The sequence below is a fragment of the Coleofasciculus sp. D1-CHI-01 genome (assembly GCF_040218875.1).
Taxonomy (GTDB): domain Bacteria; phylum Cyanobacteriota; class Cyanobacteriia; order Cyanobacteriales; family Coleofasciculaceae; genus Coleofasciculus.
In genome coordinates this window covers 1-19,079 of the sequence record NZ_JAVJQP010000014.1, presented here as the reverse complement: position 1 = coordinate 19,079, position 19,079 = coordinate 1, and the positions used below count along the sequence as shown (strand labels likewise).

The following is a 19,079-nucleotide window of genomic DNA, read 5'->3' as shown; positions in this document are numbered from 1 at the left end:
TTCCACAGCCAAGGGATAGTAACTCAATGCCAATCCGATTATCCACGCCAGAGGCAAACATTTCTGCTAATCCAGACACAGACACACCTCATTGTCATCCGCCCCATCAGGTTGAACGCCAGCGGATTAGTTCATTGCAGCCAAAAATGCTCAACACCGAAAAAGCCCAACGCATGGCAGAATTGTTCAGTTCCCTAGGAGACACAAATCGGCTGAGGATCATCTCCCTACTCGCGATCGCAGAACTCTGTGTATGTGACATCGCCACCGCGCTGGATATGAGCGAATCCGCCGTCTCCCATCAATTACGCACCCTACGAGCCATGCGATTAGTACGGTATCATAAACGCGGTCGCAAGGTCTATTATCATCTTCAAGATCAGCACGTTCTCGACTTGTATCAATCCGTCGCCGAACATCTAGATGAACCGATCTAACTATGAATCCTAAATTCCCCATTCCCCATTCCCCATTCCCTGTTCCCTAAAAAATGATTACTTGGCAACAAAATAGTGACAATCCTGAAAATGGCGCAAATCTCACCAAAATTAGCAAATTTTGGACAGCGTTAAACAACCGTAAAATTGCATGGCGACAGCGACTAATTCCTGCTAGTGGAAATGCCCAGGAAATCGACTGGGAATGGCAGCGGTTTGACGACGAGTTTAAACTGCAAAATCCCCAAATTCGCGGAATTACCCTCTACTGGCAAAAAGTGGACACAGATCAAGAACGCAGCACAACCCCCTGGAAACTTGAACTTGATCCGCAACGGCTTCAGCTTTATATTTATCCTCAATCTCAGAAAAATTTAGTCATCCGGGTGGGAATTCCGGAAGTTGTCTATCAGAAAATAGAAATTACCAATCCTCAATGGGAAAGTCACTCTCAAGAGGAAAATCATATTATCACATTGCGCGATAAGCAGCAACAAATCGAAGTAAAACTTACCCTCAGCCCCGAAAATATCGCCCAGCTTAAAGAAAATCTGCCCGGATAGCAGCAGTTGGATATCCCCCTAAATCCCCCATGGAACAAAAAGCGAAGCAACATCTGGTCTCCCCCATGGAACAAAAAGCGAAGCAACATCTGGTCTCCCCCTTTTTAAGGGGGACGGAAGGGGGATCAAATAGGGGGACGGAAGGGGGATCAAATAGGGGGACGGAAGGGGGATCAAATAGGGGGACGGAAGGGGGATCAAATAGGGGGACGGAAGGGGTAATTTCCAGTTCCCTCCCCTTGATAAAGGGAGGGTTAGGGTCGCGTCAAGGTATTGCGTTCTGTTTGAGCTTAAGTTGACACCAATGGGGCTGAATATCCCCCTACTTATTATTAGCGATTTCCTGGTGTTCGTCCCCCCTCATCATTACTACCGCCATGAGGACGAGAATTGCCGGGATCACAACCTTCTGCCCCATTACCAATGCCTTGGTTACAATTTTGGCGTCGAGGTTTTTCCATTTCTATTTCCTGTTCTCCACCCGATTCTTGCACCTCATTTTCCAGTTCTTCAAATTCAATCGCCGCCACATAAGGAGAAGAAATTGCCACGGTTTCCCCGGTACTCACCAAAGCTTGATACAAAAATGCCGCTACTTCTGCCCGAGTTGCTATCTGATTAGGATTCAGTAATTCGACATTAGGATAATTGACCACAATGCCTCGCTGCGTCGCCGCAGCAACTAAAGGACGAACATTAACCGGAATCGCTGATGCATCATTATAAAATTGCAAAATGTTCGTCGCTGATCCATTCACAGAATAATTTAACCCCTGAGTTAATGCCAATAATACTTCCAATCGCGATAACTTTTGCTTGGGGTTAAAGTTATTAGCAGAATTAACCGTTAAAAACCCCGTTTCACAAGCTTCTTCAATGGCATTGTATGCCCAGTGACGGCTAGAAACATCCCGGATACTAACATTACGGATTTTCGTCTTCTCAAACGCCTTACGAATCATCGCCGCAAACTGGGCGCGAGTCACAGGTTCATTGGGACGAAATCTGCCATCGGGAAATCCGCTGATAATATCTAAGCGTACCAATTCGGCAATAAAGTCCTGCGCCCAATAGTTACTGGCGATATCAGCGAAATTCGTTTGTACAGTTTGGCGGATTTGGGAACCACTAGCGGCGACTTGTTGCTGTTGAGTCGTCCTCCCACTCATCTGAGTGGTTTGGTTGGTTTGACGTTGACTAGCGCGACTGTCAACAGTTCCCTGTGTGGTTTGACTGGTGGTACTTCCGGAGGTAATTTGCGTAGTTTCACGGTTGCGGGTGCGGATGCGTTGTTCTTCAATCAGCGTCGCGGTATACCGGGCGGTCATTTTCTGGCTTACGGTTTCATCCAGGGCGACGACTGAACCCGTTCCATCCGTGCGATACGCCCACAGTTTATCCTCACTCCCGACAATCACCAACCACCCTGGAACTAGCGCCTGGGTGCAAATCTGATCGTCGCCTAATCCCAAACAACCATCAGACCAAGTTTGGCGGGCGACTTTGAGGATTTTTAGCTCAGATGTATCCAAATTACGGCGACGGCTGATATCCTCAAAGACAGCCTCTGCGATCGCGTCCGGTAAAGATTCAACGGTATCCGCTTCTACTGAGGAAGTTTGGGCAAGTTCCATCCCCTGAATCACCTCTAGGGGAGATGTGGGGATAGGATTTGCCAAGGAAGGAGTAGCGGTGGCGATCGCAAATCCAGTGACAACGATCATTATCCTACCGCTTGACGCAAATAGTTGTTGACTCATAACACGCATACCAAACACAAACAAAAGGAATCTAAAGACAGAACTGATGGGGAAACTGTTCCCATTTATTCAAACGTGGCGATTCTCAATAAACAGGAATCTGGGCAAAAATTTTCCAGAATCTGTCTCAATCCCGGTATCATAGAACAAAACACTTAAACAAACTTCATAAAGCACCGTGATTACCCAACCGCGAATCCCGAACAACCCCTTAGAAAAGCACGTTTGGACTTGGCAAGGTCACTCAATTCAATACACCGTCCAGGGAACAGGTCAACCCTTGTTATTGATTCACGGCTTTGGTGCATCCATTGGACATTGGCGCAAGAATATCCCGGTTCTGGCGGATGCAGGATATCGGGTGTTTGCGATTGACCTGTTAGGGTTCGGCGGATCAGATAAACCCGCCTTAAACTACAGCTTAGAGGTATGGCAGGAACAGATCAAAGACTTCTGGGACGCCCATATCCAAGAACCAACGGTATTTATTGGCAACTCAATTGGGGCGCTATTGAGTTTAATGGTGGTTACTCAAGACCCGGATATCGCCGTTGGTGGTGTTTTAATTAACTGTGCAGGGGGCTTAAATCACCGTCCCGATGAGTTAAATTTACCCTTGCGGCTGGTGATGGGAACCTTTAACAAATTGGTCAGTTCTAAAACCGTCGGTCCGTTTTTATTTAACCGAATTCGCCAAAAAAACCGAATTCGCAACACGCTGCGTCAGGTTTACTGTGATCCCGCCGCGATTACAGAAGAATTAGTCGATTTACTCTACCAGCCCTCCTGTGATCCGGGTGCCCAACAGGTATTTGCATCTGTCTTAACGGGTCCAGCCGGTCCTGCGCCTGGGGAATTATTACCCAAATTAAACCGTCCTCTATTAGTTCTTTGGGGCGAAAATGACCCTTGGACACCCATTAATGGGGCGGCGATTTACCAGCAGCAGCGCCAAATGGAGAAAGATGTCGAGTTTTTTGCCATCCCCCAAGCGGGTCATTGTCCACATGATGAGAAGCCAGACAGGGTTAATTCCTTAATTCTCGATTGGCTGAGTCAGCAATATAGCAGCACTAAGCTGTCATGCATTTAAATTGGGGATGGGTAGCGAGCAAGATGCTCGCACTACGGCAATGATGAGAGCCATTCTTGACATTAATGTTTAAATGCCGAACAGCTTAAGGCAAGTTAGAACATTCTTACCGTTCCCTGTTCCCTGTTCCCTGTTCCCTGTTCCCTGTTCCCTGTTCCCTTATGAATCCAATTCTTGCGGGTTTTATTGCCAGTTTACTGGCGGGACTCGCAACCTTTGTCGGTGCGTTACCCGTATTTTTACCGATTCCTTTGACCCACCGATTACAAGCGATCGCGTTAGGATTCGGGGGTGGGGTAATGCTAGCTGCGACGGCGTTTTCGTTAATTTTACCGGGTAAAGATGCGGCGATTTCTCAAGGCGCTTCCCAGATGAATGCAGCGTTAATTATGAGTTTGGGTGTGCTTCTGGGAACGGCGTTTTTAGGGTTAAGTAATAAGTATCTACCACACGAACATTTTCATAAGGGTTCAGAAGGGGTAAATTCTCAACATCTCAGACGCATTTGGTTATTTATTATCGCGATTACGATTCATAACTTTCCCGAAGGCTTGGCGGTTGGGGTTAACTTTGGTGCAGGAAATCCGGCGCAGGGAATTCCCTTGGCGATCGGGATTGGATTGCAGAATATTCCAGAGGGTTTGGTTGTAGCGGTTTCGTTGTTGGCGGAAGGTTACTCAAGCTTTTATGCTGTGGGGGTTTCGTTGTTGACAGGGTTAGTCGAACCCGTGGGGGGTTTACTGGGTGCAGGTGTGGTGGCGATCGCACAACCCCTTTTACCCTGGGGAATGGCATTTGCAGCGGGTGCGATGCTGTTTGTGATTAGCGATGAAATTATCCCCGAATCCCATCGTCAAGGTCGCGAACACGAAGCCACAATTGGGATTATAGTAGGATTCGTGATCATGATGCTTCTCGATATTGGCTTAGGTTGAACCAATACCTCGATAAAACAAAGTGAGTAGCACAGTCTATGTACTTTGTCTAGCTTTTTTGTATTTACTTTATAAATAAACCTCCATCGGTGAATCCACGCGGACTTTTCGGGAATTTCACCCAAAAATTTCCGTAGTTCTCTGGATGTTTTTTGGGCTGAGATCTCCCAAAATTGAATTGGGTGAATTCTGTGAGGGACTACCCTCAGCAAGCCAGGTCAATGATTAGGTTGTCTGGTGATTTCGATTATCAGTTGGTTGCATCTAACAAAAACAAATGAATCTTGAAGACATTGCTCGGTATTACATTGATACCCCAGCGTATGATCTCTCGCCTTCCATCGTGAAAGGCTTCCGTCAGTTTATCGTGGATATAGCACAGGTAGAACTCCAGGGTATGGAGTTTCAGTATGTTGATTACTTTCCTTACATGAAAGGAACAGAACTGAGCTTAGAGCATATCTATAGGGATTACAACCAAGGAAAACTAATGATTACCACTCAGTTCAACAACTCTGATCTTTTGGGTTCAGACATTAACCTGATTTTCCGCTGTATTCACGAAGTCCATCACATCAAACTGAATGTTGGTTTTGATTTAGAAGGGGAATTTGCTACAGCGGTTCATCTGATCGAGAAAACAGATAATCTGTTATTTAAGCAGATTCTTTTCAGTGAAAGCTTAGGACAAATTGCCGTGCGCTTGTGCCAAGGAAAGTTTCCCGACGACCAAAAAGTTGTCCTCTTTGAGCCTGAGGTGCTGCACTGTTTGAAAAAAGAATGGAAATCTTTGTTGAACTGAATTTTCCAAGCAAGAGATAGGTTAGATAAGGGAAATGGGGAGTTATAGCACTACGCTCTAAGGTTAGGACAAAAGAAGAAAAATTAATTTAAATCGCTTGACCCTGAATTTCGACAGGACTTCGGACGTTCGGCGAGCGCTCAGTCGAGCCGCGCTCACGCGGCAACTGAGCCTGTCGAAGTTCAGTCGAACGCTCAATTGCCGCGAAGCGACGCCCTTAGTCACTGTAGTGGCGTGGCACACCTTAGCAAGATGAATTAGAATGGGAGACCCGAAACCGTAGGGGCGCATAGACGTGCGCCCGATTCAATGGTAAAGTCTATTCCACCATTTTAGCTGTGCCATGCCAGTAGAGCGGGTGATGGGACTCGAACCCACGACATCCAGCTTGGGAAGCTGACGTTCTACCACTGAACTACACCCGCAAGTTACTCTCAACGAGAATCTTTAAGCTATTATATCAATAAATTTGCCTCATATTTCTACCTGACTCTGAAGTTAAAGACTTAACCTTGATTGAGTTAGGTGTGTTTTTGTTTACACAAAACCCCTGAAAGTCTTGCAAATAAAGGGGTTGCGAGTTCGGTAGCAGTTAGCTATGACTAAGAACACGCCGAGGTTGTGAATCCTCAGCTCACAATCAGCTTAATTTCATTGCATCCTGTAAAGTATAGAGTTATAACTGTTCGATTGATCCTCAAACCATTGCACTCCGCAGGGATTACCCAGGATGTTTAACGCAACAGAAATTCTCATAAACTCATTTGTCCAAAAACTCCGGGACGGCTACCACCGGACTTACGGGGGGCTGAAAACTGACTATGAGGACATTATTGCTTGGGCAGGCAGTATGGCAATGGAAAATATTGCCAACAGCGATGCCCTCTATCATAATGTCGAGCATTCTATTCTCGTCACCTTAGTCGGTCAGGAGATTCTCCGAGGCAAGCATATCCGTGAAGGGGGCGTCACACCAGAAGATTGGTTGCACTTTATCATTTCTCTGGTTTGCCACGACATTGGCTACGTCAAAGGCGTCTGTCGTCAGGATCGCGAAACTGAACGACTTTATGCGACGGGCAAAAATGGTGAGATGGTGCATCTGCCTCCTGGCGCTACCGATGCATCCCTAACGCCTCATCATGTTGATCGGGCGAAACTGTTTACCGATGAGCGATTTGGCGGTCATAAACTGATTGACGCGGAACTGATTAAGCTCAATATTGAACTGACTCGTTTCCCGGTTCCCAAAGAAGGGGATCATCGAGATACCCTGAATTATCCCGGTTTGATTCGTGCCTCTGACTTAATTGGTCAGCTTTCTGATCCCCGCTATCTCAAGAAAATTAGCTCTCTATTCTACGAATTTGAAGAAACGGGTGTCAATCAAGCCTTAGGCTATGAGCATCCTGGTGACCTTCGCGCTGGTTATTCCAGGTTTTACTGGAATGGAGTATTTCCGTTTATCCAGGAAGCCCTGCGTTACCTGTCCCTCACCCAAGAGGGTAAGCAAATCACCGCCAACCTCTACTCCAATGTGTTTGTTGTCGAACACGAAAAGAACGAAGAACAACACCGACAACTCGCCCAGCAGCTTAACTCTTAACCTGTAACCCATGAACTGGTGGCAAAAACTGAAAAAGAACCCCCTGGCTCGGTTTGGCGCGATCGTGCTATTGATTTTTTACCTTGCCGTAATTGCGGCTGATTTTGTCGCGCCTTATGACCCGTATGTCTCCCAACCCAATGGTTCCCTGTTGCCACCCACCCAAGTCTACTGGCGCACTCCTGAAGGCAGGTTTATTGGTCCCCATGTTTACCCAACTACCCAAGGACCAACAGATTTAGAGACGGGGGAACGAGAACTGATGGTGGATTGGCAAAGTCCGTCCCCCATCCGTTTATTTGTTCAAGGTTCGGCGTACCAGTTTCTGCAACTGCGTTTCCCCTTACCACCAAATTTTGAAGAGGTGGAGATATTTGGCGGAATTCCGATGAACTTGCACTTGTTCGGCACGATTGGTGAAGGCAAACTGAATCTGTTGGGGACGGATGAGCAAGGTCGTGATCAATTCAGTCGTTTGGTGTATGGAGGGCGAATTAGTCTAAGTATCGGGTTAGTGGGAATTGCCATCTCTTTTCCTCTGGGTTTAATTATCGGCGGAATTTCTGGCTATTTCGGGGGGTGGATTGATGCCATGTTGATGCGCCTAGTCGAAGTGATGATGACGATTCCCACTCTATACCTACTCGTGGCATTGGCGTCAGTGTTACCACCAGGACTAACCAGCGCCCAACGATTTTTGTTAATTGTTTTAATTACCTCGTTTATTGGCTGGTCTGGATTAGCCCGGGTGATTCGCGGACAGGTATTATCAATTAAAGAACGAGAATTTGTCCAAGCATCCCAGGCGATGGGGGCTAAACCGCTGTACATTATTGTCCGCCATGTGCTGCCCCAAACGGCCACCTATGTGATTATCTCAGCCACTCTCGCCGTCCCCAGTTTTATTGTGGCGGAATCGGTGCTGAGTTTAATTGGTCTGGGCATTCAGCAACCTGACCCCTCCTGGGGAAATTTGTTGTCCTTGGCAACGAATGCTTCGATTTTGGTGCTACAACCCTGGTTAATTTGGCCCCCCGCCGCGCTGATTATCTTGACCGTGTTAGCCTTTAACTTGCTGGGGGATGGTCTACGGGATGCCCTTGATCCTCGGAGTTTGCAGCGCTAGGGGGAAGAGTTCCATTGGATTGCGCTGGTGGCAAGGTTCGGCGTAGGGCAGTCTTTTGGGCAAAGTCTTTGCCTTCGGTGAGCAGATAATCGAGAAAGGTGCGAGCGACAATGGAGAGTTGTTTGCCATTTGGGTAAACCGCATACCAGTATCGTTCAATCGGGAATTCTTCCACATCTAGAATGGTCAGTTGGTTACAGATGCCCTCTAAGGCTAAGGTATGACGGGATAAAACCGAAATGCCTAACCCTCCCGCGATCGCTTGTTTAATGGCTTCATTGCTGCCTAAGTCAAGCTGTACTTTTAACTCAATATCACGGGCATCAAATAGTTCTTGTACTGCCTTGCGTGTTCCTGATCCCGGTTCTCTCATAATAAAGGGTTCCTCTGCCAAACGCTCTAGAGGAATATTGGTTTCATTCACCAACGGATGATCCGCCGGGGCGATGACAACGAGGGGATTGTCAAGAATGGCTTCGTAGGTAATATCCAGATCCGGGAGTTGACTCATGACATACAAGTCATCGGCATTGTCATTCAGACGATTCAAGATAAATTCATGATTGGTCACCTGAAGCGACACATCGATTCCTGGATAACGCCGACAAAATGGACCGAGTAACCGGGGAATAAAATATTTGGCGGTTGTGATCACCGAAACCCGCAGGCGTCCCTGTTTCAGACCTTGCAAATCAGCGACGGTCATCTCAAACTGGTCTAAATTCTCAAATATGGCACGACAGGTCTTGACGAGTTCCTCTCCGGCTTGGGTAAGATAAAGACGTTTGCCTACTTGATCAAATAAGGGAACACCAACCGCTCGGGTCAACTGTTTCACCTGCATTGACACCGTGGGTTGGGTGAGAAATAGTTCTTCGGCTGCACGAGTAAAACTATTATGTCGAGCAACGGCTTCAAAGACTTTGAGCTGATGCAGCGTGGCTTGCTTCAACGATACTCCTCCTTGATAGAAATAATTTATAGATTATAGTCTATGATTTCTATCAGAACAATATATTTTTCCTATGGTAACTCTGAGTTAATATTTCAGATAACACCAAACAAGTGACAGTCTTCCTTCCAGCCTGCGTTGCCCCCTAACCAATTTGTATGTTCCGGAATAAGCGGTTTGGTTTTAGCCTGTACCTACAGGAAAGCTTAATCCGATCATCGCTGGAATTGGGTGCAACGCCTTTTTTTAGCAGAAGGCTCCAGGGCAGAAAGCAGATTAGTGATAGGGGGTTGGGAGAGCCGTTAAACCTCCGATTAAGCCGCAACTTGATATCAGAAGTCAATTTCTTTAGTCGGCGCGGGCAATTGATCTAAATCAGGGAGTTCGACTAATTCCTTCTCTGTTTCCTTGACCTCGACAGGCAATCGTAGGGGTTCGGGTGTTTCTTCTTCTTCAATGAAGTAACTTGCCAAGGGTAGCGCTTGTTCGAGATCTTCTAACGGTCGAGTAATCACGGTAACAGCAACCAGTTCCCCAATCCGTTGGGCTTCTGCCATACCCACTTGCAGCGCCATGGCAACTTCCGCCACTCGACCCCGGATAATCACGGTACATAAGCCCGCGCCTATGGTTTCGTAACCCGTCAGTTCTACATTTGCAGATTTGAGCATCGCATCCGCTGCACCGACGATCGCGGGAAAGCCTCGGGTTTCTAGAAGTCCTAGGGCTTGGGAACTATGGCGCGATCGCAGTTGCTGTTGCGCCTCTTCTAGCAAATGAGAACCCAGAGGTAAGACAACCTCCAAGTTGGGAAAGGGTCGAGGAATTACCAAGGAGGACAATAATCGACCTTCTCGTTTAGCATGTTCAACCCCAGCTTGCACCGCAATCCGTACTTCTGCTGTAGCGCCGCGCACAATTGCCGTACAGTGACCACTACCAATTTTTTCAAATCCTATCAACGTCACTCCAGACGCCTTGAGCATCGCATCAGCCGTACTCACAATTACGGGAAAACTGAGCGTAGACACCAAACCCAAAGAGGAGTGACGAAAGCGATTCCGTTGAGTAGAGGGGGTGTGGGGGATAATTCCAGGGTTGTATGACTCCATAGCTCGGCTCTCCATGTCGTTGTTGGCAGTTAAGTGTTGCCTCTAATCCAGTCTAAGAAACCCAACACCTCAACGCTAACAACTTATCGGTATAACCTATCTCAGCGCTGATCTTAACACTACACATTAAAGGGGCTAAATGACTCCCCTGCATCAGGAGTCCAAATTATTGATTATAGGGAAATAGAGTTTTGAGAATCCGGTCTACACTACCTTGCCCATAGACAGAGTTTTCCGCCGGGGAGTTAGCAGATTCAGGTTCCTCTTCCGTCGTAGACTCACTGGAACGTCTCTGTGAATCAACAGGTGGGTTAGCATCCTGCTGTTCAGGCTGTTCAGGAGAGGGAGATGGGCTAGAGGCGATCTTAGGTGAATGATTCACCGCTTCTGGGGGATTATAGCTATCAACCGGAGGAGTCGCTGGTGCACAAACTTCGGCAACTTGACGCCCCACATCACCAACAACAGACCCCGCAGGCACAACGGTTAATCGCTCAATCGAAGCATTCCAAATCGTGGTCAGTGAACCGATACAAGCATTTGCCCCAATTGTCCCGTGACCCACGACCAATACACCTGTACCCAGATTGACACCGGTTTCTATCTCTAACGTCCCTTGGTCAGCGTGCAGAATTGAACCTGCACCAATACAAACACCTGCCGCGATAATCACTTGACTCTCAGGATTAGCCCGCAAAATTACTCCCGATGAAATAACAGCACTCGGATCAATGGTTACATCACCTTGAACATAGACATGAGAGTGACTGCTCAATGGTAGTGGCAGGGGCAAATGCATTTTATAGTTATAGACGTTATAAACGTGAAGCTAATCCGGTCAATAGAATTAGAAGTACCGCGATTTTGAAGTCAGTGATTTCGGATTCCCTCTGTGGAAAAGGAAAGGGATTGAGGATTAAAAATTGTCAATTCTCTGTTGAGCAATTCCGGAGAAAGAATTGAGTTCTTGCTCTAACTCCATCGCCAATCCCCAATCAACGATCACCCTTTCCCTGCCAGCGGACTTCTAACGGTTCCTGACTTAAGGGTTGCTCAATTTGGCTTTTGAATCAGGGTTTCAAAGACACGCCGCTTGGCTTTTGGATCAATGCCAATCAGACGAACATATTCCTCACTATGTTCAGCCATACAGCCTTCTAACCCCTCAATCACCTCAGAAACCTGATTGGATTCGATGGGAGCGCAGCTTTGCCAGGAACTGGTGCGGAAGCGACGCTTGTCGGCGTGTTCGGTACCAATTTTGTAGCCCTGAGCTAACAAACCCCGGATTTGATCAATCGCCTCTTGGCTCAAAGACGTATCCGCAGGTGATACAGAATCCGCTTTTGAGGGTGCTGATACCGAGGTTTTGGTGCTGGTGCGATCGCGCCGACCATTTGAGTAGACCGATGTCCCTGTTGTCAAGGCTTTACTATCGGGTCGTTGAATAATTTCTTGTAGCACCCGCCGTTTCACATTGGGATCAATCCCAATCAAGCGCACGTACTCGCCCTCATGGTCGGCTAAACAGTCGGTAATCGCGTCCATCACCTCCGATTCGCGATTGGATTGAATCGACATCGCGCTCTTCCAAGAACTGGTGCGGAAGCGCCGCTCATCGGCATATTCTAAGCCAACCCCATAACCTTGAGCGACCAGTCCCACCACCGTTTGCTGAAGATCGGATTCTAATTGAGGCTGGGAACGGGAAACCTGACGCTTGTTGCTCGCCGCAGGTTGACTGTAACGATAACTCGAAGATGCTTTCGCTGGGGTGGACTTGGACGGCTGATCACCTGGTCTTTGGATAATTTCTTCCATCACCCGCCGTTTGGCTTTCGGGTCAATCCCAATCAGGCGGACATATTCGCCCTCATGTTCGGTTAAGCAATCGCTCAGAGCATCAAGCACCTCTGATTCACGATCTGAGTGAATCGCGATCGCACTTTTCCAAGAACTCGTCCGGAAGCGCCGCTCATCGGCATATTCGGCACCAATCCGATATCCTTGAGCTAACAGTTGACGAATTTGTTTCTGCAGGTCTGAATTTATGGCTGTAAATGAAGGCATGGAACTATAAGAATAAGAAGAACGACGAGAAGGTTGATTTCCATTTTCCTGATCAGAGTCAGAGGCTTGAAGCCTCTCCTTGCGGATTGGCGCAATACAAGCTTCATCCTCTGCACACTGATACCCTGATCGCAATGCATCGTTGCAGGCGATCAGATTATGAGCAAACGTGAGATCCTCCTCTTGGACATCGGGCAGTCTATCCGCTTGCTGCTGGTTATTAATGACTGCTCCAGAGGGTACATATTTCCCCGGCGGAATTTCCACATCTTGCACCAAGGCGTGCATCATGACGATACAGCCCTGACCGATGCGAGCATTAAACACGGTGGAGCGAAAGCCAATAAAGCTATCATCTCCAATGTAGGCTGGACCGTGAATCAGGCATAGATGAGTAATAGAGGTATTCTGACCAACCCAGACGGAGTAAGCTTTTTTGTCATCTCCCATCACTCGCCCATCTTCTAAGCCATGAATCACCACTCCATCTTGAATATTCGAGCCAGCGGCAATGTAAAACGGTCCACCTTCGTCTGCTCGAATGGAAGTCCCCGGAGAAATCAGGACATTTTCGGCGATTCTGACATCTCCGATAATATTAGAAAAGGAGTGGACGTAGGCACTTTCGTGAATTTTGGGTTCCGCCAAACTTTTTGACCAAGGGGTCGGGGGTGCCGCGTAGCTACTAACTACCATGATAATATTTTCCTGCCTTGCACAACGTATATCAACGTGTTGTTTTTTTGTTTAAACCAAGAGCATTCCATCCAAATCTCTTGGATGTTTACCCCACTGGAGATATAAATATCTTTGTTTAAGCTGGACTCAAAACATCAGCAATTCCAGATTGTCGAGTTTTCAGAGGGAAGCCTTTGGTTAAAACCAGGGTACTGAGCTGGGGTTTCTTGAGTTGACCCCCTGCCGCCAGCAGAATAGATATTGGCTTTAATACGCCAAATTAGGGTATGAATTCTTGGTCTGGCGGTCAGTCATCTTAGACCGATAAGGGAGTCGGACTCAGGGCTTGCTCATGATTGGTGTTAACGATTTCGGATGACTTTTTTCACCCCAGACTATCGATATTGATCTTTTTTACTGTAGAGAATGTGATTATCTACATTAACGGTGTCGATAATCCCCACTACCATAGCATCAATAGGGCGCTTATCACTTTCACCCACCTGACGGGCTGCGCTGCCACAACTCACCAAAACCCACTCATCCACACCCGCACCGACGACATCTGCTGCCACTTCGTAGTTAGGTAGAGGTTTACCCTCTTCATCCATAAACTGTACTAAGAGAAATTTTACACCTCTCAGGCTGGGTTCTTTACAAGTACTAACGACTGTCCCCCGCACTCTGGCAATTTGCATTTATCCTCCACGGTTGGGATTTTGGATCGTCGGTTTTGGGCGGACTGAGTTGCCGTTTTTTTTAACCAGCGAGTCTTGCCTTTGTCTCAATCCCCAATTAACCTTTCCCATAATTATTTACGGATAAGGGTATTGGTCTTAGGGACGGTTAAGCGGACGGATGGCATTCGTGCTTTCTCGGAACTGTTCTACATCTTCAGTGTACCGAATCGGCAGCACGTACTCTAGGTTTTCATGAGGGCGAGCAATAATGTGAGTGGATAGAACCTGACCCCCATTGACGCGCTTGACGTTATCCACACCAGCGGCTACAGAGGCTTGGACTTCCGACACATCGCCCCGGACGATAACCGTAACCCGACCACTACCGATTTTTTCATACCCGACCAACGTGACGCGGGCGGCTTTCACCATGGCGTCAGCGGCTTCGACGACAGCCGGAAAGCCGAGGGTTTCTACCATTCCAACGGCGATTGACATGAATGTTTCTCCAAAATCTAGGGGTTTGTCTGTTTTGACACCTTGGGAGCGCCAGTATTTAGCCCAATCTAAGCGTAGAGATCTCGCTAATAGGATCGGAATTGCTCCACGGCTTCGCTATATCGAATTGGTAGAACGTATTCCAAGTTTTCGTGGGGACGGGCAATGATGTGGGTGGATACGACTTCACCCCCATTGACCCGATTGGCAGATTCTACGCCAGCCGCGACGGAGGCTTGAACTTCTGAGACATCGCCCCGAACAATAACCGTAACCCGCGCACTACCAATTTTTTCATACCCGACCAAGGTGACACGGGCAGCTTTCACCATGGCATCGGCGGCTTCGACGACAGCCGGAAAGCCTTTGGTTTCAATCATTCCTACAGCAATTGGCACGTTGATTTTCTCCTTGTGAATACGTTGACCATGAGTCAGCCCATCCCGGTTGGGCGAAAATTTGGACGGGAATGCCGAAGTTTAGACTAATAAATTACTAGCCAAAACCAAGCATAAAGAAGCTTGGCACAATTGACAATATAAATTATTATGATAATTCTTAATCAAACTGTTTAACAAAACTTAACTCTAGAGCGATAATAATCGAGAGGTTGGGCAAAATTCTCAGCTTTTGCGAAATGTTGGCGTTGTTTTATAATTTTTTGGTAACCTTTTTATAAGTTAAACTGACCAGTCTCCAGACGCTGAGACAATCACCTCAGAATCAAGCAGGGGACAACGGGTAGGAAAACCGCCTAACCGAACAACTCAAGCTTGGAGAGAAGGTCAAGGCTCTAGGGTTAAGTATAAGTTCAGATTATCACTTTGATTAAGCTGACCTTTAATATAGATAATATAGAGGGACTCAAATAGAGGGACTAAAACAGCGATCGCACCAGCCTTGCGCCAGCGAATCCCTTGGTCAATAGGCAAAAATCTGTATCGATATGATCCAGTGATCAAAAACCAACGAGGTACGCAAGCGGGATGACAGAGTTTCTGAATCAGACAATTTGGTTAGTGCCGTTTTATGGGTTAATTGGCGCTATTTTAAGCTTACCTTGGGCAACAGGCGTGATTCGTCGCACCGGTCCCCGTCCGGCTGCCTATCTTAACATATTAATGACGCTTTTTGCCTGTATTCACGGTTTGGTAATCTTCCGGTCTGCCGTAAATCAGCCGATGGTGAACGAGTTTGTATTTGACTGGCTGCAAGTTGGCGGCGTCAATTTCTCCTTCGCCCTAGAAGTGTCGCCTGTGAGTACAGGTGCGGCAGAGGTGGTGACCAGCCTCAGCCTGTTGGCGCAACTGTATGCCCTAGGATACATGGAAAAAGACTGGGCATTAGCCCGCTTTTTTGCCTTAATGGGATTCTTTGAAGGGGCGATGAGTGGAATTGCCTTGAGTAATTCCTTACTCTTGAGCTATGCCCTGTTGGAAATGCTCACCCTCTCCACCTACTTACTCGTTGGCTTTTGGTATGCTCAACCCTTAGTGGTTACCGCTGCACGAGATGCCTTTTTAACCAAGCGGGTGGGTGACATGTTGCTGTTAATGGGGGTTGTCACCCTGGGAAGCCTCGCCGGTAGCTTAAACTTTAATAACTTATACAATTGGGCAGGAACAGCAAACCTCCCCCCCATCCTCGCCACATTGCTGGGATTAGCCCTAATTGCCGGACCTTTAGGGAAATGCGCTCAATTTCCCCTGCATTTATGGTTAGACGAAGCGATGGAAGGACCCAACCCCGCCTCCGTCTTGCGGAATTCGCTGGTCGTCTGCTGTGGGGCGTATGTGTTGATAAAACTGCTGCCGATTTTAGCCCTATCCCCAGTCACCTTATCCGTGTTAGTGGTAATTGGCACGATCACAGCGATTGGTGCATCCTTAGTCGCCATTGCCCAAATTGATATTAAGCGATCGCTCTCCCATACCACCAGTGCTTATTTAGGGTTGGTGTTTATCGCCGTGGGAACCGGACACGCCGATCTTGCCGTGGCGTTACTCCTCGCCCACGCCTTTGCCAAAGCCCTATTATTTATGAGTACGGGTTCAATTATTCTCACAACCAGTAACCAAAATCTCACCGAGATGGGTGGCTTATGGTCACGGATGCCCGCCACAACCAGTGCCTTTGTCGTCGGAACAGCGGGGATGATTGGACTATTGCCCCTAGGAGGGTATTGGGCGATAAGTAAAGGCATTAATTCACTGTGGGCGGATTCGCCCGGATTAGTAGCAACCTTTATCGTGGTGAATGGGATTACAGCCTTAGGATTAACCCGCGTCTTTCGCCTAGTATTTTTAGGCAATCCCCAGCCAAAAACCCGCCGCGTCCCGGAAGTGGTGTGGCCCATGGCGTTACCTATGGTCGGGTTAACCCTGATTAATCTGGGGATGCCATTGTTGCTGCAACAATTAAACCTGTTACCCGTTGCCAAGTATGAGTACCTGATTGAAGTCCCCCAACTGTTATTATTGGGTTCCAGCGTAGTGGGTTGTGCGATTGGCGGTTTAATGGACTTACACAGAACGGGATTGCGATCGATTCTCTTACCTGTGAGATTTTTGCAAGACCTTTTAGCTTATGATTTTTACGTCGATCGACTCTACAACCTGACCGTGGTCTTTGCCGTTGACCTGTTTTCTAAACTGACCGACTGGATTGACCGTCATATTGTCGATGGTGCGGTGAATTTAGTCGGTCTTGCCACTGTGGTTGGGGGTCAATCATTGAAATATAGTGTTTCGGGGAAATCCCAGTTTTACCTGTTAACGATTCTCATCGGCGTCAGCTTATTAGCACTATTGATGAGTTGGCCCCTCAGTCAGTGGGACTGGGAACGGTGGTTGTTTCTGAATGGGCAATAAAAATTTTGTTGTCGGTTGTAGGGGCGGGTTTCACTATAATTGTTTATGAGTTAACCCATAAGTGGCTAAACCAGCCCTGATTGATTGGTATCGATAATTATATTTTTTTAACGCAGAGGGACATAGAGGGACTAGATGACATAAGACGTGGCTTGCTTCTTTTCGGGAAGCGAGTATGACGAATGACATCAGACATAAGACGAATCACAAATCATGCTAAGTGCTTTAATTTTAGTCCCGCTATTAACAGCCCTAGTCGTAGGATTTTTGCCCACGACGCTGATGGGAAAAAGGGCGCGTCAAGTCACACTAATCGTTACCAGTGGTCTATTTATTTGGTCACTGGTACTGCTAGCGCAGTTTGATCCCGGTCAGATGAGTATTCAATTTCAGGAAAAACTGTCTTGGATTGAGTCAATTGGGTTAACCTACAGTTTAGGCATCGATGGGTTGTCAATACCCTTAGTGGTATTAAATGGCTTACTCACCGTGATGGCGGTTTACGCGACTGATCAGGAGTTAGAACGCCCTCGATTTTATTACACGCTAATTCTGTTATTAAATGCTGGGGTAGCCGGGGCATTTTTGGCGCAAGACTTATTGCTGTTTTTCCTCTTCTATGAACTGGAATTAATTCCCTTATATTTGTTAATTGCAATCTGGGGCGGAAAACGGCGTGGCTATGCGGCAACCAAGTTTCTCTTATATACAGCGGCGTCTGGGGCGCTGGTTTTAGCGGCTTTTTTAGGTTTGGTCTTTTTGAGTGGGGCAAATACCTTTGCCTACAGCAATGTTCAAAACTTAGCCTCATTATTGCCCGTGGGTCGTCAATTGCTGTTATTAGGCGGAATTGTGATCGCCTTTGGGATTAAAATTCCTTTAGTACCCTTTCATACCTGGTTACCGGATGCCCACGTTGAAGCCTCTACGCCTATTTCCATGCTGTTGGCGGGAGTGTTGCTGAAATTAGGAACGTATGGATTGTTGCGCTTTGGTTTAGGATTATTCCCAGAAGCTTGGACAGTAGTCGCCCCATGGTTAGCTATATGGGCAGTTGTCAGTGTTCTCTATGGCGCGTTTAATGCGATCGCACAACGGGATATGAAGAAGATGGTGGCGTTTAGTTCCGTGGCGCACATGGGGTATATTTTACTAGCAGTCGCCGCTGCGACATCAATTTCCCTGGTGGCGTCAGTGATGCAAATGGTGAGTCATGGGTTAATCTCGGCGTTATTGTTTTTCCTGGTGGGTGTGGTATATAAGAAGACGGGTTCGCGGGATTTAGATGTTCTCAATGGACTCTTGAACCTGGAACGCGGATTACCTTTGATTGGTAGCTTCATGGTATTGGCGGTAATGGCGAGTGCGGGAATTCCGGGAATGGTGGGATTTATCTCCGAATTTCTGGTATTTCGGGGGAGTTTTCCGGCGTTTCCGGTGCAAACGCTTCTGTGTATGATTGGGACAGTTTTAACGGCGGTTTATTTCTTAATTCTGTTGGATCGCACCTTTTTTGGTCGTCTCTCGGCGCAGGTGATTGATTTACCCCGTGTTTACTGGAGTGAACGGATACCTGCGATTGTGTTAGCCGTGTTGATTGTTATTTTTGGCATTCAACCGGGATGGTTAGTGCGTTTGAGTGAAACAACTACAGCGACGATGGTGACACATTCACCGACAATTGCTTTAGAGAAATAAGTTAATACTGAGTCAGGGCGGGTTTTGCCTAAACGTTACTATCAATAGCGAAAAAAAAGTTGGCTCTTTTAGACTAGCTATGATAAAATACTAAAAAATAATCTCCATAATCCTTGCTACGCAAGAATCATGGAGATTAAAAAAAGCAATTCTAATAAAACAGGCTTTTGATTCTGTTAGAGCCTTTGCTACTTAAGGG

The 19,079-nt window shown here is 47.2% G+C and carries 18 protein-coding genes and 1 tRNA gene; 9 read left to right on the top strand and 10 right to left on the bottom strand.

Annotated features, from left to right (window positions below):
- Window positions 1–26 precede the first annotated feature (26 nt).
- Window positions 27–437: an ArsR/SmtB family transcription factor gene (locus RIB93_RS02495; protein ID WP_446369977.1), complete on the top strand. Its 411-nt coding sequence runs from the start codon at window positions 27–29 to the stop codon at window positions 435–437.
- A 53-nt stretch (window positions 438–490) separates the two neighbouring features.
- Window positions 491–1,000: a hypothetical protein gene (locus RIB93_RS02490; RefSeq protein WP_446369975.1), complete on the top strand. Its 510-nt coding sequence runs from the start codon at window positions 491–493 to the stop codon at window positions 998–1,000.
- A gap of 332 nt (window positions 1,001–1,332) precedes the next feature.
- On the opposite strand, the gene RIB93_RS02485 is transcribed toward RIB93_RS02490, so the two are convergent.
- Window positions 1,333–2,724: an S-layer homology domain-containing protein gene (locus RIB93_RS02485; RefSeq protein WP_446369973.1), complete on the bottom strand. Its 1,392-nt coding sequence runs from the start codon at window positions 2,722–2,724 to the stop codon at window positions 1,333–1,335.
- A gap of 214 nt (window positions 2,725–2,938) precedes the next feature.
- Between RIB93_RS02485 and RIB93_RS02480 the strand changes: the two genes are divergently transcribed.
- From RIB93_RS02480 to RIB93_RS02470, 3 genes are all read left to right on the top strand, one after another.
- Complete coding sequence (locus RIB93_RS02480) at window positions 2,939–3,853, top strand: alpha/beta fold hydrolase (RefSeq protein ID WP_446369971.1); 915 nt, start codon at window positions 2,939–2,941, stop codon at window positions 3,851–3,853.
- A 161-nt stretch (window positions 3,854–4,014) separates the two neighbouring features.
- Window positions 4,015–4,788, top strand: coding sequence for a ZIP family metal transporter (locus RIB93_RS02475; protein WP_446369969.1), 774 nt, complete (start codon window positions 4,015–4,017; stop codon window positions 4,786–4,788).
- A 277-nt stretch (window positions 4,789–5,065) separates the two neighbouring features.
- On the top strand, window positions 5,066–5,590 hold the full coding sequence (locus RIB93_RS02470) for a hypothetical protein (protein WP_446369967.1): 525 nt from the start codon (window positions 5,066–5,068) through the stop codon (window positions 5,588–5,590).
- Between the two features lie 353 nt (window positions 5,591–5,943).
- On the opposite strand, the gene RIB93_RS02465 is transcribed toward RIB93_RS02470, so the two are convergent.
- Window positions 5,944–6,015: transfer RNA gene (locus RIB93_RS02465), tRNA-Gly, on the bottom strand.
- Between the two features lie 305 nt (window positions 6,016–6,320).
- On the opposite strand from RIB93_RS02465, the gene RIB93_RS02460 reads away from it, so the two are divergent.
- Both RIB93_RS02460 and RIB93_RS02455 read left to right on the top strand, forming a co-directional pair.
- The gene (locus RIB93_RS02460) at window positions 6,321–7,196 is read left to right on the top strand and encodes an Npun_R2479 family HD domain-containing metalloprotein (RefSeq protein WP_446369965.1); all 876 of its coding nucleotides are present in this window, start codon (window positions 6,321–6,323) and stop codon (window positions 7,194–7,196) included.
- Window positions 7,197–7,206: 10 nt separating this feature from the next.
- Window positions 7,207–8,322, top strand: a complete 1,116-nt coding sequence (locus RIB93_RS02455; protein ID WP_446369963.1) for an ABC transporter permease — start codon at window positions 7,207–7,209, stop codon at window positions 8,320–8,322.
- On the opposite strand, the gene RIB93_RS02450 is transcribed toward RIB93_RS02455, so the two are convergent.
- The 8 genes from RIB93_RS02450 to RIB93_RS02415 all read right to left on the bottom strand — a co-directional run bounded on the left by RIB93_RS02450 (window position 8,264) and on the right by RIB93_RS02415 (window position 15,244).
- On the bottom strand, window positions 8,264–9,274 hold the full coding sequence (locus tag RIB93_RS02450; RefSeq protein ID WP_446369961.1) for a LysR substrate-binding domain-containing protein: 1,011 nt from the start codon (window positions 9,272–9,274) through the stop codon (window positions 8,264–8,266). The genes RIB93_RS02455 and RIB93_RS02450 overlap by 59 nt on opposite strands.
- A 332-nt stretch (window positions 9,275–9,606) precedes the next feature.
- Complete coding sequence (locus RIB93_RS02445) at window positions 9,607–10,386, bottom strand: BMC domain-containing protein (protein WP_446369959.1); 780 nt, start codon at window positions 10,384–10,386, stop codon at window positions 9,607–9,609.
- A 166-nt stretch (window positions 10,387–10,552) separates the two neighbouring features.
- The gene (locus tag RIB93_RS02440; protein ID WP_446369957.1) at window positions 10,553–11,161 is read right to left on the bottom strand and encodes a hypothetical protein; all 609 of its coding nucleotides are present in this window, start codon (window positions 11,159–11,161) and stop codon (window positions 10,553–10,555) included.
- A 278-nt stretch (window positions 11,162–11,439) separates the two neighbouring features.
- Window positions 11,440–13,152: a ribulose bisphosphate carboxylase small subunit gene (locus RIB93_RS02435; RefSeq protein ID WP_446369955.1), complete on the bottom strand. Its 1,713-nt coding sequence runs from the start codon at window positions 13,150–13,152 to the stop codon at window positions 11,440–11,442.
- A 377-nt stretch (window positions 13,153–13,529) separates the two neighbouring features.
- Complete coding sequence (locus RIB93_RS02430) at window positions 13,530–13,832, bottom strand: EutN/CcmL family microcompartment protein (RefSeq protein ID WP_446369953.1); 303 nt, start codon at window positions 13,830–13,832, stop codon at window positions 13,530–13,532.
- A gap of 138 nt (window positions 13,833–13,970) precedes the next feature.
- Window positions 13,971–14,312 (bottom strand): carbon dioxide-concentrating mechanism protein CcmK, encoded by a 342-nt coding sequence (locus tag RIB93_RS02425; RefSeq protein WP_006105258.1) that lies wholly within the window; start codon window positions 14,310–14,312, stop codon window positions 13,971–13,973.
- 86 nt (window positions 14,313–14,398) lie between these two features.
- Entirely contained in the window at window positions 14,399–14,710 is a 312-nt protein-coding gene (locus RIB93_RS02420; protein ID WP_006105229.1) for a carbon dioxide-concentrating mechanism protein CcmK, read from the bottom strand.
- A gap of 387 nt (window positions 14,711–15,097) precedes the next feature.
- A complete protein-coding gene (locus tag RIB93_RS02415; RefSeq protein ID WP_446369951.1) occupies window positions 15,098–15,244 on the bottom strand; it encodes a hypothetical protein in 147 nt (48 codons plus the stop codon).
- Between the two features lie 54 nt (window positions 15,245–15,298).
- Between RIB93_RS02415 and RIB93_RS02410 the strand changes: the two genes are divergently transcribed.
- Complete coding sequence (locus tag RIB93_RS02410) at window positions 15,299–17,182, top strand: NAD(P)H-quinone oxidoreductase subunit F (protein WP_446369949.1); 1,884 nt, start codon at window positions 15,299–15,301, stop codon at window positions 17,180–17,182.
- A 213-nt stretch (window positions 17,183–17,395) separates the two neighbouring features.
- Window positions 17,396–18,880, top strand: a complete 1,485-nt coding sequence (locus RIB93_RS02405) for an NADH-quinone oxidoreductase subunit M (RefSeq protein WP_446369947.1) — start codon at window positions 17,396–17,398, stop codon at window positions 18,878–18,880.
- Window positions 18,881–19,079: the final 199 nt, after the last annotated feature.